This is a genomic window from Clostridium sp. CTA-17, from assembly GCF_054767895.1.
Genome location: NZ_BAAABF010000007.1, coordinates 82939 through 96477 on the forward strand (window position 1 = coordinate 82939; position 13539 = coordinate 96477).

Annotated in this window: 13 protein-coding genes and 1 riboswitch; of the genes, 2 read left to right on the plus strand and 11 right to left on the minus strand. The window is 28.9% G+C overall.

Annotation, left to right across the window (positions count from 1 at the left end):
- Positions 1 to 20 precede the first annotated feature (20 nt).
- A riboswitch (Lysine riboswitch) is annotated at positions 21 to 190 on the minus strand.
- A 92-nt stretch (positions 191 to 282) separates the two neighbouring features.
- The 6 genes from ACYUCG_RS11650 to ACYUCG_RS11675 all read right to left on the minus strand — a co-directional run bounded on the left by ACYUCG_RS11650 (position 283) and on the right by ACYUCG_RS11675 (position 8009).
- Positions 283 to 1896: an ABC1 kinase family protein gene (locus ACYUCG_RS11650; protein WP_139934197.1), complete on the minus strand. Its 1614-nt coding sequence runs from the start codon at positions 1894 to 1896 to the stop codon at positions 283 to 285.
- Between the two features lie 139 nt (positions 1897 to 2035).
- A complete protein-coding gene (locus ACYUCG_RS11655) occupies positions 2036 to 2374 on the minus strand; it encodes a phasin family protein (RefSeq protein WP_060794495.1) in 339 nt (112 codons plus the stop codon).
- Between the two features lie 108 nt (positions 2375 to 2482).
- Positions 2483 to 3727: an aminopeptidase P family protein gene (locus tag ACYUCG_RS11660; protein ID WP_060794494.1), complete on the minus strand. Its 1245-nt coding sequence runs from the start codon at positions 3725 to 3727 to the stop codon at positions 2483 to 2485.
- 147 nt (positions 3728 to 3874) lie between these two features.
- On the minus strand, positions 3875 to 6472 hold the full coding sequence (gene adhE / locus ACYUCG_RS11665) for a bifunctional acetaldehyde-CoA/alcohol dehydrogenase (RefSeq protein WP_460268668.1): 2598 nt from the start codon (positions 6470 to 6472) through the stop codon (positions 3875 to 3877).
- 428 nt (positions 6473 to 6900) lie between these two features.
- Entirely contained in the window at positions 6901 to 7419 is a 519-nt protein-coding gene (locus tag ACYUCG_RS11670; protein WP_060794493.1) for a spore maturation protein, read from the minus strand.
- An 11-nt stretch (positions 7420 to 7430) separates the two neighbouring features.
- Entirely contained in the window at positions 7431 to 8009 is a 579-nt protein-coding gene (locus ACYUCG_RS11675; protein ID WP_124040646.1) for a nucleoside recognition domain-containing protein, read from the minus strand.
- Between the two features lie 114 nt (positions 8010 to 8123).
- On the opposite strand from ACYUCG_RS11675, the gene ACYUCG_RS11680 reads away from it, so the two are divergent.
- Positions 8124 to 8303 (plus strand): hypothetical protein, encoded by a 180-nt coding sequence (locus ACYUCG_RS11680; protein WP_003450573.1) that lies wholly within the window; start codon positions 8124 to 8126, stop codon positions 8301 to 8303.
- Positions 8304 to 8342: 39 nt separating this feature from the next.
- Here ACYUCG_RS11680 and ACYUCG_RS11685 read toward each other — a convergent pair whose 3' ends face one another.
- From ACYUCG_RS11685 to ACYUCG_RS11705, 5 genes are all read right to left on the minus strand, one after another.
- Positions 8343 to 9710 (minus strand): MATE family efflux transporter, encoded by a 1368-nt coding sequence (locus ACYUCG_RS11685; RefSeq protein WP_460268669.1) that lies wholly within the window; start codon positions 9708 to 9710, stop codon positions 8343 to 8345.
- Between the two features lie 187 nt (positions 9711 to 9897).
- Positions 9898 to 10530 carry a hypothetical protein gene (locus ACYUCG_RS11690; RefSeq protein ID WP_003463058.1) on the minus strand — a complete coding sequence of 211 codons (633 nt, stop codon included), beginning with the start codon at positions 10528 to 10530 and terminating at the stop codon, positions 9898 to 9900.
- 112 nt (positions 10531 to 10642) lie between these two features.
- Positions 10643 to 11335 (minus strand): cytochrome c biogenesis CcdA family protein, encoded by a 693-nt coding sequence (locus tag ACYUCG_RS11695; RefSeq protein WP_460268670.1) that lies wholly within the window; start codon positions 11333 to 11335, stop codon positions 10643 to 10645.
- A 3-nt stretch (positions 11336 to 11338) separates the two neighbouring features.
- Complete coding sequence (locus ACYUCG_RS11700; RefSeq protein WP_460268671.1) at positions 11339 to 11767, minus strand: thioredoxin fold domain-containing protein; 429 nt, start codon at positions 11765 to 11767, stop codon at positions 11339 to 11341.
- 104 nt (positions 11768 to 11871) lie between these two features.
- Positions 11872 to 12870, minus strand: coding sequence for a LacI family DNA-binding transcriptional regulator (locus ACYUCG_RS11705; RefSeq protein WP_003450596.1), 999 nt, complete (start codon positions 12868 to 12870; stop codon positions 11872 to 11874).
- A gap of 331 nt (positions 12871 to 13201) precedes the next feature.
- Here ACYUCG_RS11705 and ACYUCG_RS11710 point away from each other — a divergent pair, with 331 nt between their 5' ends.
- Positions 13202 to 13531 carry a rhodanese-like domain-containing protein gene (locus ACYUCG_RS11710; protein WP_060796358.1) on the plus strand — a complete coding sequence of 110 codons (330 nt, stop codon included), beginning with the start codon at positions 13202 to 13204 and terminating at the stop codon, positions 13529 to 13531.
- The last annotated feature ends 8 nt before the right edge of the window (positions 13532 to 13539 follow it).

A 13539-nucleotide genomic window follows, 5' to 3' on the forward strand; every position in this document is an offset into this window, starting at 1 on the left:
CTTTTATTTATTTAATTCCCTAAGATGATAGCTCTCCACATTTTGTGACAGTGTTGTATATATTCTATACAACCCCAGCATTTAGCCTTAAAGTATTAGCCAAAAACTTCGGCGATAACCCCTTTCCTAAAACTTCTACGCTACTTAACTCCATTTTAGTAATCTTGATTCTCGCGCCTCTACCTCTTTTTAAATTATTCACTTTTAAATTATTATATTGTATACATTTATACAATATAACTATGTTTCTTTCAAGTATTTAATCGCTTTATTAACTATTTATTAAAAAAATCCTGATTTTATTATAGAAATCAATAACCACAATCCAAAAATTCCTGATACTATAAAGCCTATTAATCCTAAAATAGGAACACCTTGAAAAGTAGGTCCCGTTTTAGCATTAACTATTAATGAGGAACCTATTATCATACATCCAACTATTAATGAGAAAGCTATTCTATTTACCATTTTATTTAAATCTGTAAGTGGCTTATCTAATCCCTTCATTTCAAATTGCAACTTAGCTCTTCCCTTAGTCAAACTATCCACAAGTTCTGAAAATTTAGTAGGAATTTCTATACTCTTAGAAGCAAACTTATATGCTTCAGTTATAAGTTTATCCTTATTTAAACTTTTTAGCATTTCCTCTTTATTTCTTTCTTTTACATAAGGATAAATACATTCCATAATTTCTAAATCTGGATCTATTTTAGCTATAACCCCTTCTAGTATAACTATAGATCTTACTAAAGTAACTAATTCTCTTGGAAACTGAATATTATTTCGTTCTGCTATCTCAAAGATTTCTTTAAATAAATCTGATATTTTTATTGTCTTTAAGGATGCGTTTATATATTTTGAGACTATATTTTTCAAATCATCATACAATACTGAATATTCAACTTTTCCTTTTTTTATTCCTATAGCATTTACAAAATCAACTAAGGTATCAATATCACCTAAAACCATAGCAATCATGGCCTTATTAAGCCAATTTCTTAAATTTGTTTCTAAAGTTCCAACTAAACCAAAGTCTATAAAGTAGATTTTACCTTCTCTTATAAATAAGTTTCCTGGATGAGGATCACCATGAAAAAATCCATCTTCAAGAACCTGTTTAAAAAATGAATTTGCTAATTTATTCGCAATATCCTCAAAGTCATATCCTTCTTCTTTTAAAATATTGAAATCTGTTATTTTACAACCATCTATATATTCCATGGTAAGAATTTTCTTAGAAGTAAGCTTATCAACAATTATAGGTGCACCAACACAGGCTACATTTTTATTTAGCTCTCTAAATTTTTTAGTATTCTTTGCTTCCTTTTCGAAATCAAGTTCCTTTAAAGTAGCATCTTCAATTTCCTTAAAGGCTTCAACAGGATTAATTAATGTATTCGTTATATGATTAGAAGTTAATTTGCTAAGTCTTCTTAATATGCTTAAATCAAGCTTCATTTTTTCATCTATTTTATAATGCTGAACCTTAACTACCACATCTCTTCCATCTATTAATTTAGCTCTATGAACCTGCGCAATTGATGCTGAAGCTAATGGAGTTTCACTAAACTCTAAGAAATATGTATTTATGTCAGTCCCAAAAGATTCATAAAATATTTCCTTTACCTTATGAAAGTCTGTTATTTCATTATTATCCTGTAACTTTTCCAACTCTTCAATATAAGCTTTAGGAAGTAAATCTGGTCTTGTACTTAATATTTGTCCAATTTTAACAAAGGTTGCCCCTAATTCTTCTAAAGCCTCCCTAAGTGCTTTAGGCCTTGGCTCAGCCTTTTTACTATTAGGTAACTTTGATGAAATTAAAAAGTCAAAACCATAATAAGTAAATACTCTAACTATTTCTTTCAACCTTTTTGCACTCTGTCCCTTACTCATAAATTCACCTCCTATAAGATAATAAAATAATAAACTATAAAAACTCTACAAGGCACTGAAAAGCTTAATCATCCTAGCTATTTGCATAGCTATAAATTCTACTCCTCATATACCTTGTAGAGTTCTATTATTTTATAGCCTAAATTTCTTCTTCATTTAATTTAGCTTCTAATACGGCTATTCTTTCTTTTAATTTATTTATTTCTTCTAAATTAGATTTATTAGCTTCATCAAACATAACTTTAAAATCTTCTTTTGTGAAAGGTTTCATGTTGTCTAATTTAGTTATTATTTCACTGGTTGCTTGTGTAGTTTTTTCTTCCATATCTCTTTTTAATTCTTCAGATAAAACTTTACCATCTTCAACAGTTATTTTCCCTTTAGCAACCATATCTTGTATAAAGGAATCTGTTTTTTCATAAGCAGTAGCTGCAGTTCCAATTCCAGCCAATATAGCTTTTTTTAATTCATTTATCATGAAATCATCTCCTAAACCATAGTTTGCTATTTAAATTTTTATTACATTTTACTCTTAATTTCTTCAAATTTAAAGCTTATTATTCTTAAAATAATGTTAATTATAAAATTATTTATTACTCATGAACTTTTCTATATCTTCTACAGACTTAATACATTCTTTTGTTAGAACTTCACAGCCATCTTTAGTAACTAAAACATCATCCTCTATTCTTATTCCTATAGACTCTTCTTCAATATATAATCCTGGCTCTACAGTATAAACCATACCTTCTTCAAGAATGATATCTCTCTTACCAACATCATGAGTGTCAAGACCTAAACTATGTCCTATTGAGTGGAAATAATACTTTCTATAATCCTTTTTATCTTCTATAAGACCTAATCTTACACAAGCTTCAGCTAAAAGATTATTTGCTTTATCATTTATTTCATAGAATCCAACTCCTGGTCTAATAGAATTTATTATCTCTTCATTTACTTTTAAAACTTCTTCATAAACCTCTTTTTGTCTCTTAGTAAACTTACCATTAGCAGGGAATGTTCTTGAAATATCTCCATTATAATAATTTACTTGAGCACCTAAATCAAAAAGAATTAAATCTCCATCTTTTATTTCACTATTATTATCAACGTAATGTAAAGTAGCAGCATTTACGCCAGCAGCTGCTATAGTTTTAAAAGCATAATCTTTAACTCCATTTTGTTTTAAATAAAAATCAAAATATGCTTCTAATTCATATTCCTTCATTCCAGGCTTACATTCTTTCATTAAAAGTTCTACACCCTTAGCTGTTATATTAGCAGCCTTCTTTATTTCCTCTACTTCTTCTTTACATTTAATTTGTCTTAAGGTAGCTATATCTCCATAAACATCCTTTATAACTATTTGAGGATATCTCTCCTTAACTTCCTTTGCAAAGCTTTGACTTTTACTCATTTCTTCATCAAATGAAACTCTTTCCAAATCTAAATAAAGATTTTCTGCAATTCCATTAGTAAAAATCATATTTAAATCACTTTTAAACTCTTCTAAATATTTTATATTCTCTATCCCAGAAACTTCTCTAGCTTCATAATCTCTTATAGTTTTTCCAGTCCATCTTTCTTGCTCTAAATTTGGTTTTAGTATATAAAGGACTTCATCAACTACACCATTTATTTTCTTTATCATTAGTATATGCTTTTCTTCATCTACTCCTGTTAAATAATAAAAATTTCTGTTTGGAGTAAATGGAAAATATTCATCAGCCGTTTTTCTTTTAGCCTCTCCTGCAAATAAAACTAACAATGAATTGTCTTCTAGTTTCTTTAATAAATTCTCTCTATTTTTAGTAAAAACTAAACTTTTCATCTTAATCCCTCCAATTCCTATTTATTAAATTTTACCATATATAAGATTTAAAATCTTAACAAATAGTACATCTTTATATGTTTTTATAGAAAAAAATACTCACTAGATAATCTAGTGAGTATTTATTATTATCTTATTTCAAAGCTATTAAACTCTGTCTTTTTTACCTTCGAAAGCATTGATGTACATTTGCTTGATTTCACTTATTAATGGGTATCTTGGGTTAGCACCTGTACATTGGTCATCGAATGCATCTTCACTCATTTTTTCTAATGTAGCGTAGAATGATTCTTTTGAAACTCCACAGTCAGCTATTGTTGCAGGAATTCCAACTATTTTCTTAAGGTTATCTATAGCCTTGATTAAGTTATTAACTTTTTCTTCTTCGTTCTTTCCACCTAATCCTAAGTAGTCAGCTATTACTGCATATCTCCATTTAGCATTTGGATATTTGTATTGTGGGAATGCAGCTTGTTTTCTTGGATTGTCAACAGCGTTGAATCTTATTACATGGTCTATTAAGATTCCGTTAGCAACTCCATGAGCTATATGGTGTTCTGATCCTAATTTGTGTGCCATTGAGTGACATACTCCTAAGAATGCGTTAGCGAATGCCATACCAGCCATTGTTGAAGCATGAGCCATTTTTTCTCTTGCTTTTATGTTTGTAGTACCTTCAGCGTAAGCTTGTGGTAAATATTTGAATATTAATCTTATAGCTTCTAAAGCTAATCCATTAGTGTACTCTGATGCTAAAACTGAAACGTAAGCTTCTAAAGCATGAGTTAATGCGTCTATACCTGATGCAGCTGTTAATCCTTTTGGCATATTCATCATAAGTTCAGCATCTATGATAGCCATATCTGGAGTTAACTCGTAATCTGCTAATGGATATTTTACTCCTGATTCTTCATCAGTTATAACTGCGAATGGTGTTACCTCTGAACCAGTACCAGCTGATGTTGGAACTGAAATCATCATAGCTTTTTGCCCCATAGTTGGGAATGGGTAAACTCTCTTTCTTATATCCATAAATCTCATTGCTAAATCTTCGAAAGCAACTTCTGGATGCTCATACATTACCCACATAATCTTAGCAGCGTCCATTGGTGAACCTCCACCAAGAGCTATGATTGCATCTGGTTGATAGCTTCTCATTGCTTCAGCACCTTTTTTAGCACATGCTAAAGTTGGGTCTGGAGTAACTTCTGAGAATACTCTGAAATCTACACCTATTTCTTCTAAAACATTTGTTATTTTATCAACATATCCTAGACTAGCTAGTACGTTATCTGTTACTATAAATACTTTTTTCTTGTTTAAATCTTTTAATTCTCTAAGAGCAACTCCTAAAGCACCATATTTGAAGTAAACTTTTTCTGGAACTCTGAACCAAAGCATATTTTCTCTCCTTTCAGCTACACTCTTAACATTCATTAAGTGTTTAGGACCAACGTTTTCTGAAACTGAGTTTCCACCCCATGATCCACAACCTAATGTTAATGATGGTGCTAGCTTGAAGTTGTATATGTCTCCGATAGCTCCTTGAGTTGATGGCATGTTTATTATTGTTCTACCAGTTTTCATAGTTGCACCGAATTTTTGAACTCTATCTTGTGATTTCATTGTATCAGTGTATAAAACTGAAGTATGTCCGAATCCACCAAGTTCAACTAATCTTTCAGCTTTAACTAAAGCTTCTTCGAAGTTAGCTACTCTGTACATTCCTAATACTGGTGATAATTTTTCATGTGAGAATGGTTCTTCTAATTCAACTGACTCAACTTCACCAATTAAAACTTTAGTATCTTTTGGAACTTTAACACCTGCCATGTCAGCTATTTTCCATGCTGATTGACCAACTATGTTAGCATTTAAGTTACCATTTATTAAAATTGTTTTTCTTACTTTATCTATTTCTTTATCTTTTAAGAAGTAAGCTCCTCTATCAGCGAACTCTTTTCTTACTTCATCATAAACTTTATCAACAACTAATACAGTTTGCTCTGATGCACAGATAACTCCGTTATCGAAAGTTTTTGATAATAATATTGAGTTTACTGCCATTTTTAAGTGAGCTGTCTCATCTATGATTGCTGGTGTATTACCTGCTCCAACTCCGATAGCTGGTTTTCCTGATGAGTAAGCTGCTTTAACCATTCCTGGACCACCAGTAGCTAGTATGATATCAGCTTCTGCCATTAATACTTGTGACATTTCAACTGATGGCTCATCTATCCATCCGATTATATCTTTTGGAGCTCCTGCTTTAACAGCTGCTTCTAAAACAACTCTAGCTGCCTCTATTGTTGAGTTTTTAGCTCTTGGATGTGGTGAAAAGAATACAGCGTTTCTAGTCTTTAATGATATTAAAGCTTTGAATATAGCTGTTGATGTTGGGTTTGTAGTAGGAACGATTGCTGCTACAACTCCTATTGGCTCAGCTATTTTAGTGATACCAAATGATTCATCTTTTTCTATAACTCCACAAGTTTTTTCATCTTTATATTTATTGTATATGTATTCTGCAGCAAAATGGTTTTTTATAACTTTATCTTCAACTATACCCATTCCTGATTCTTCAACTGCCATTTTTGCTAATCTGATTCTTTCATTATTAGCTGCTACTGCTGCTTGTCTAAATATTTCATCTACTTGCTCTTGAGAGAATTTTGAGAACTCTTTTTGAGCTGCTCTAACTTTCTCTAATCTAAGCATTAATTCATCTACATTTGTTACTTTCATGATACCCACCTCATTATAGATTAGTTTCTTATTTTCATAATATATGTAAAAATTAATTAAAAGCATTTAGTTAAGTTTTTAACTTTAATAAAATTCCATTTAAGAACTTTTTTTCATATCTTTTTTTATTTTTAAGCTATTTATCTACTCTGCAAAGTTTTTTACCAACCTTACGAGATTATAATACCATCTTTCAAAATCAAAATCCAGACTTTTTTTTACATTTCTTACATTTTATCGACAAAAAATAGTTATTTTTTTAACTATTTTGTGATTTTTTTATCAACTTTAAATATTTACATTTTAGTTAAACGATTTCTGTAATATTTTGGATTATTTCTGAAGCACTTTCATATTTAAATTAAATCATCTTTTGTTCTTCTTTTTTCCTTAATATTATGTTGCTATTTTTTAATTATTTTATTCATTTAAAATCCAAAAAACATACTTACTACTAATACCGCCATTATAATAGCAGTTATATCAGCCATTAAAGCCGCCCAAAATGTATGTCTTATTTTCTTTATTCCAACAGCACCAAAGTAAACAGTTATAGTATAAAATATCGTTTCTGTTCCTCCCATTATTACAGAAGAAATTAATCCTTCCCTTGTATCTGGTCCTAAGGTATTTATTAATTCTGTATATACTCCTAAGGCTCCACTTCCTGATAGAGGTTTAATTAGTACTAGTGGAACAATATCCTTTGGTAAACCTATTAAAGAAACTATAGGTTCTAAAAGATTATTTAAATAATTAAGTAAATTAGCATCTTTAAATATTCTTATGGCAATCATCATGGCTAATAAAGCAGGAAAAATTTTAACACATACCATTAGTCCTTCTTTTGCCCCTTCTAAAAACCATTCATAAACTTTTCTTCCCTTAAACATTCCATAGACTATTATTAAAAGAAATATTATTGGAATTATGTTATTTGCAATCAAAAGTATCCCTCCTAAAAATATCTCTGCAAGATTTTACAGCATATAATCCCTACACAGCATGCAGTAAAAGTACATATAATAGCTGGAATTATTATACTAGCAGGTTCACTTGAACCAGCAGCTGCTCTAATTGATATAACTGTAGATGGAATTAATTGAATACAAGCTGCATTTATGACTAAAAATAATGCCATATCATTTGATGCTCTTCCATCCTTTTCTTTATTTATCTTGTTTAATTCGCTCATGGCCTTAATTCCAAGGGGAGTAGCTGCATTAGATAGTCCAAACATATTAGCAGTTAAGTTCATAACTATGGCTCCCATAGCCTCATCACTATGAGAACTCTCCTTAAATATCTTTTTTAATATAGGGTTTAATAGTTTTGCAACCTTAGATGTTAACCCACTTTTTTCCGCTATCTTCATTACTCCACACCAAAAACACATAATTCCTACTAATGAAATTATAAATTTCACAGCACCTTCTGAAGATTCTGTTAAGCCAGTTGTAATCAACTCTCCCTGGCCTGTCATTATGCTAAAAATCAATCCTAAGGCTATAATTGCAAACCATATATAATTAATCATCTCTCCTCCTAAATCATAAGTAATTTCTGTATAATATATGCCTTGCATAGTTAGAATAGTAGTGTTACCATAAAACTACAAAGAACGAATTTACTTAAAAGGAGAATTTTTTATATGAACGAAAAAAATTTAAAATTAGCTCAACAAGATATAGATGAAGTTTTAAAAACTGTAGAAGAACTTGAAGTTCAAATAGATGATTTAAGTAAAGATGATTTAAAGCAAAAATTCGTTACTCTAACAGAGAAAGTAAGAAAACTTGAAGATTTATTAAAAGACGAAGGTATTATATAAAAGAAAGCTGAGTTTAGAAATTTCTAAACTCAGCTTTTTTTAAATTGCTTTTTCATCTTCTATACTATCTTCTTTTTTGAACTCTTTAATTATGAATAATCCAGTTATTATTGTAGATAAGAAGTCTGAAACTGTACCAGCTAACCAAACCCCTGTTAAACCTAATCCTGCAATCTTAGGTAAGACCAATGTTAATGGAATTAAAAGTATAACCTGTCTTAATAAACTTAAAAAAGTTGCTAACTTAGCTTTACCTATTGATTGGAAATAGTTAGATCCTATTATTGATATACCTATTATAGGCATCATAAATAAATATATTCTTAATCCTGGAACTCCTATTTCTAAAAGCTTAGGGTCTGAATTAAACATACTTATTACTAAGGCTGGGAATGCTTGAATTAATATTCCTCCTAAAACAAGTATTGTTGTAGCTGCTATCATAGCTAACTTAACTGTTTTTTGAGCTCTTTCATACTTCTTAGCTCCATAGTTATATCCAATTATAGGCTGAGAACCTTGATTTATACCAAATATAGGCATTAAAAATATCATTGCTATTGAAGAAATTGCCGCCATAGCTCCTATAGCTAAGTCTCCTCCATACATTCTTAGTGCATTGTTAGCTATTACTTGAACTACACTTGCAGCCATCTGCATTGAAAACGGAGCTACACCTATAGCTAAAACTATCTTAACTAATCTCCAATCTAATTTAAGAGTTTCAAATTTTAATTTTAAGTTTGATCCTCCTAATGTATAATAATAAAGCATTATTAATGTAGTAACTATTTGAGAAATTACTGTAGCTAAAGCTGCACCTTTTATCCCTAAGTTAAATACAAATATAAATACTGCATCTAATATTACATTTATAATACATCCAAGTACCATTACTGCAGCTGACATCTTTGGATTTCCATCTGCTCTAATTGTACTGTATAAAGAGAATGACATTAAATTAAATATAGTTCCTAAAAGTATTACATTTATATATTCCTTTGCATAAAAAATTGTAGCCTCACTTGCTCCAAATAAGTGTAGAATACTGTTTGCAAAGACAATTCCAATAATAGTTAAAACTAAAGATATTATAGTTATTAAGACCACAGAGTTTCCTAATATTTTCTCTGCATCTTTTCTCTTCTTTTGCCCAAATTTTATAGAGATATTTGCAGTAGCACCAATCCCTATAAGCATTCCAAAACCAAGTAATATAGACATAATTGGCATAGTTATCCCAACTCCAGTAATAGCCATTGGTCCAACGCCAGGAATGTGTCCAATAAATATTCTATCAACAATATTATAAAGTGCATTTACAAGCATACCTATAATAGCTGGTACTGAATACTTGATCAAAAGCTTTAATTCTGATTCTTCCCCTAATAATTTTTGATCCTTCATAAGCCTCTCCTCCTTTAATCTATATTTCTTAAATATATACTAACTTTTCTATTATACATTAATTTTAATTTTTTAGTCAGTGAAATTTTAAAAATAAAAAACTATATAGGAAATCAAACTTTTTTTCTCCATAAATTTAACTATCTATAGATAAATAAATTCGACTCTTATATAGTCTTTAAAAATCTTAAACCGTTACTTCTTTATATATTAAATTTCCACCTATTAGGGTAAGAGCTGTAATAATATTTAAAACTAGTGAAAATATTATTATTGATAAAACACTTTGATTTAAAAACATTGCAAAGGTCATTGTAAAAAAGTTAATTATAAAAACTAAAGCAAACTGCTTTAAAAGAATATCTAAAAAATTATTTTTTACTAATAAAAAACTTTTTCTTATACTTTCTATTACATTTATGTTTTCAAATATAGAACATTGCATAGCTATTACAAAAAAGATTGATATTACTATTCCTAAAGGTGCAAATATGCTTGAGCCTAAAGAAACAGCAAAGTTTTGTATAAGGAATACTCCTAGAGGAAATAAAGGGTTTTTAAAGGCTGATTTTATAGTTTCAATCCAAGATACCTTTTCACCTCTAATAAAATTGTTAGCTAACTTTATTATAGCTATTGATGAGAATCCTAAGCTGAATATACCAATTACTGAAAATATAGCATTTCCTCGCCCTATAATAGTAGGAAGTGCAAAAAGCACAGATATTATTGCTATATCACCTAAATTTTTAATAAATATGTTAAATACAGATTTTAAAAATTGTCCAACAGATAATTTTTTATTTATATTTTGATCCATAAAAATCCTCCAATCAAAATTTATATTAATAATTATCATATCAAAATTAATATAAGTTTTGCTCGAGTTCATTTTAATTTAACACTTTCTGTATATTTGTTTTACATATTTTCTATACCCCAAGATAAAATAGGTATAATCCAACTAATATTATAATTGTTCCCAATATATTTTTTAATACCATTCCTATCTTTTTACCGTTTTCAGAGTAGGCTATTTTCTCAACTAATCCAAAGGATGTTCCAGCTAAAATTATTAAAACACTATGACCTAATGAATACATTAAAAGCATTATCATTCCTATAACTAAGTTGCCACTAGCAGCTATAAAGGCTATTATTGCTGCCATTATAGGTGTTGCACAAGGAGATGCTAATATTCCACTTAATATTCCTAAAAAGAAGGCATCTAAAATTCCCTCTCTTCTTTTAGTGATTTTACAAGCATCTTTTTTATCTCCAAATAAATTTATTATATTAAGAACTTGTAGCCCTGATCCTATCATAATAAAAGCCAATATTATATACCAAAACTTCCCTGCACCTAAAAAAGCTTTTCCTATTAAGGCTGTAAGTAAGCCTATTACAGTAAATGTTATTCCAAGTCCAATTGAAAATATCAGTGAATACTTAAATGCTTTCTTATTATCCTTAACCTCACTACCTTGAACATATCCTATTAATAATGGAATAGATGAAATGGTACATGGACTAAAAGATGCTACTACTCCTGCAAAAAATGATAGTATTATGGCTAAAAATATATTATTAGATATACTACTATTAAAATAAGCTAAAAATTCCATATTCTATTTAACCCCCAAAGAATTTAAAATAGCTTCTATATTATTTTTTCTCATAAGTCCTTGATGAACATAGAATTTATTACCTTCTTTATCTAAAAACACAGTAGTTGGAACAACATTAGCATCATATTTATATGCTAAATCTATATTTTTCTCCTCTTCTAACCTAGCATAGTAAATATTAAATTTTCCTTCTCTTTCTTTTGAAACATCACTTAACTCCTTTTGCATTTCAACACAATAAGGACAAGTATCTGTTTTAAACATTATTATTGTTGGTATCCCATCTTTGGCCTCTTCTAAATTTTCAATTACATTAACTGACTGAGAATTTATTTGCTTTTTTCCCTCAATATAGTTTTTTCCAATATATATACATATTAATGAGAAAAGGATTAAACCTAATATTATTAATTTTCTTTTATTTTTCACCTCCAACTCCTCCCTTACTAAAATTTAATTTTTCCCATAAATAAAAAAAGGTAACATAATTTAATCTTATGTTACCTAATGATTATGCATTTTTTATGCATTAATTACTTACAGCTATCTCTTTCTATTAAATCATGATCTAATACAAAATGATCTTGATCTAAAGGTTTATTATTTATTATTTTAATTAACATTCTCATAGCTATTGATCCCATATCATACATTGGTTGTGATACAGTAGTTAATTTTGGATAGAATACATGTGCTAAATCTATGTCATTAAATCCTATAACGCTAACTTCTTCAGGAACCTTTATTCCTTTATCTCTTAAAGCGTTTATAGCACCCATAGCTATTTCATCTGAAGCACAGATTATTCCTTCTATTTTTTGACCATTTTCAAGCATTGCTAAAATAGCATCATATCCAGTCTTAACCTTTAAGTTTTTAAAGTAAGTTAATTCTTCTTTCATTTCTATTCCAGCATCTTTTAATGCAGCTTGGTATCCTTTGTATCTTTTACCCCAAGCATTATTTAGGTCACCTTCTACACCTATGAAAGCTATGTTTTTCATACCTTTATCAATTAAATGATTAGTAGCTTCATATGTAGCTTTTTCATTATCTATAGTTACACTTGGGAATTTACCATTTTGCTCATCATTTTCAACTAAAACTGTTTTTAAATCTAATTCATTTATTAAATTTAAAGTTTCTTCTCCTAGTGATGAACTCATGTAAAGAACACCATCAACCATTTTTTCCTTAAGAACTCTTAAGTATTCTTTTTCTTTTTCTAAATCTAAGTCTGAATTACATAACATTACATTATATTTATATATGTTAGCTACGTCCTCAGCACCTCTAACTATTTCAGGATATATTTGGTTTGATATATCAGGTACTAATATACCTACAGTTCTTGTTCTATGTGTTTTTAAACTTCTTGCCACTATATTAGGTCTATATCCTAGTTTTTTTATAGCTTCTAAAACTTTTTTCTTAGTTTCTTCGTTTACAACGTCTATGTCATTTAATACTCTTGAAACTGTTGCTATTGATACTCCAGCTTCTCTAGCAACGTCTTTAATTGAAGCAGCCATCTAACTCAACTCCTATACTCTAACTTATTACCTATCTATTTCTTAATACTTCAATATTATAATGATAACTTTACATTTATACAAGGAATTTATGTATATTTCTGCAATTTGGTCAAATTCCTTTTAAATTTTTTCCAAAAAAACGTTTTCTTATTAATAATTGTAATAAAATTCAAATATTAATTCAATGCAAAAATTATTATATATTATAAATTTTTCTAAAATAATTGAATTATGTTGTATAATCAAATATATTATTACTTATTGATATATTAACCATACTTTTTAAAATTTATAATAGCTAAAAGAGAATTTTTAGGAGGAAACTTTAATGTATAAAGATATAGATATAACAGAATCTATAAAATTAATGGATGAAAATAAAGATTTACTAATTTTAGATGTAAGAACTGAAGAAGAGTATAAAGAAGATGGCTATATTAAAAATGCCAAACTTATTCCTTTAGGAAGATTACTATTCTCTATAGATGAACTTGATGGATATGAAGATTCACCAATACTTGTTTACTGTAGAAGAGGTTCTAGAAGTATGCAAGCCTGTGAAATTTTAGAGGATAACGGCTTTACAGAACTTTATAATATGATGGGCGGATTTTCAAAGTTAGTTAATGAAGGACCTAAAGAACTTTGGACTAAATAAATTACATA

What these genes read in the sequence shown, in the direction of transcription:
- ACYUCG_RS11650 (WP_139934197.1), bottom strand. Translation starts at nt 1,896, where the DNA reads ATGAGTAAGGGACAGAGTGCAAAAAGGTTGAAAGAAATAGTTAGAGTA.
- ACYUCG_RS11655 (WP_060794495.1), bottom strand. Translation starts at nt 2,374, where the DNA reads ATGATAAATGAATTAAAAAAAGCTATATTGGCTGGAATTGGAACTGCA.
- ACYUCG_RS11660 (WP_060794494.1), bottom strand. Translation starts at nt 3,727, where the DNA reads ATGAAAAGTTTAGTTTTTACTAAAAATAGAGAGAATTTATTAAAGAAA.
- adhE (WP_460268668.1), bottom strand. Translation starts at nt 6,472, where the DNA reads ATGAAAGTAACAAATGTAGATGAATTAATGCTTAGATTAGAGAAAGTT.
- ACYUCG_RS11675 (WP_124040646.1), bottom strand. Translation starts at nt 8,009, where the DNA reads ATGATTAATTATATATGGTTTGCAATTATAGCCTTAGGATTGATTTTT.
- ACYUCG_RS11680 (WP_003450573.1), top strand. Translation starts at nt 8,124, where the DNA reads ATGAACGAAAAAAATTTAAAATTAGCTCAACAAGATATAGATGAAGTT.
- ACYUCG_RS11685 (WP_460268669.1), bottom strand. Translation starts at nt 9,710, where the DNA reads ATGAAGGATCAAAAATTATTAGGGGAAGAATCAGAATTAAAGCTTTTG.
- ACYUCG_RS11690 (WP_003463058.1), bottom strand. Translation starts at nt 10,530, where the DNA reads ATGGATCAAAATATAAATAAAAAATTATCTGTTGGACAATTTTTAAAA.
- ACYUCG_RS11695 (WP_460268670.1), bottom strand. Translation starts at nt 11,335, where the DNA reads ATGGAATTTTTAGCTTATTTTAATAGTAGTATATCTAATAATATATTT.
- ACYUCG_RS11705 (WP_003450596.1), bottom strand. Translation starts at nt 12,870, where the DNA reads ATGGCTGCTTCAATTAAAGACGTTGCTAGAGAAGCTGGAGTATCAATA.
- ACYUCG_RS11710 (WP_060796358.1), top strand. Translation starts at nt 13,202, where the DNA reads ATGTATAAAGATATAGATATAACAGAATCTATAAAATTAATGGATGAA.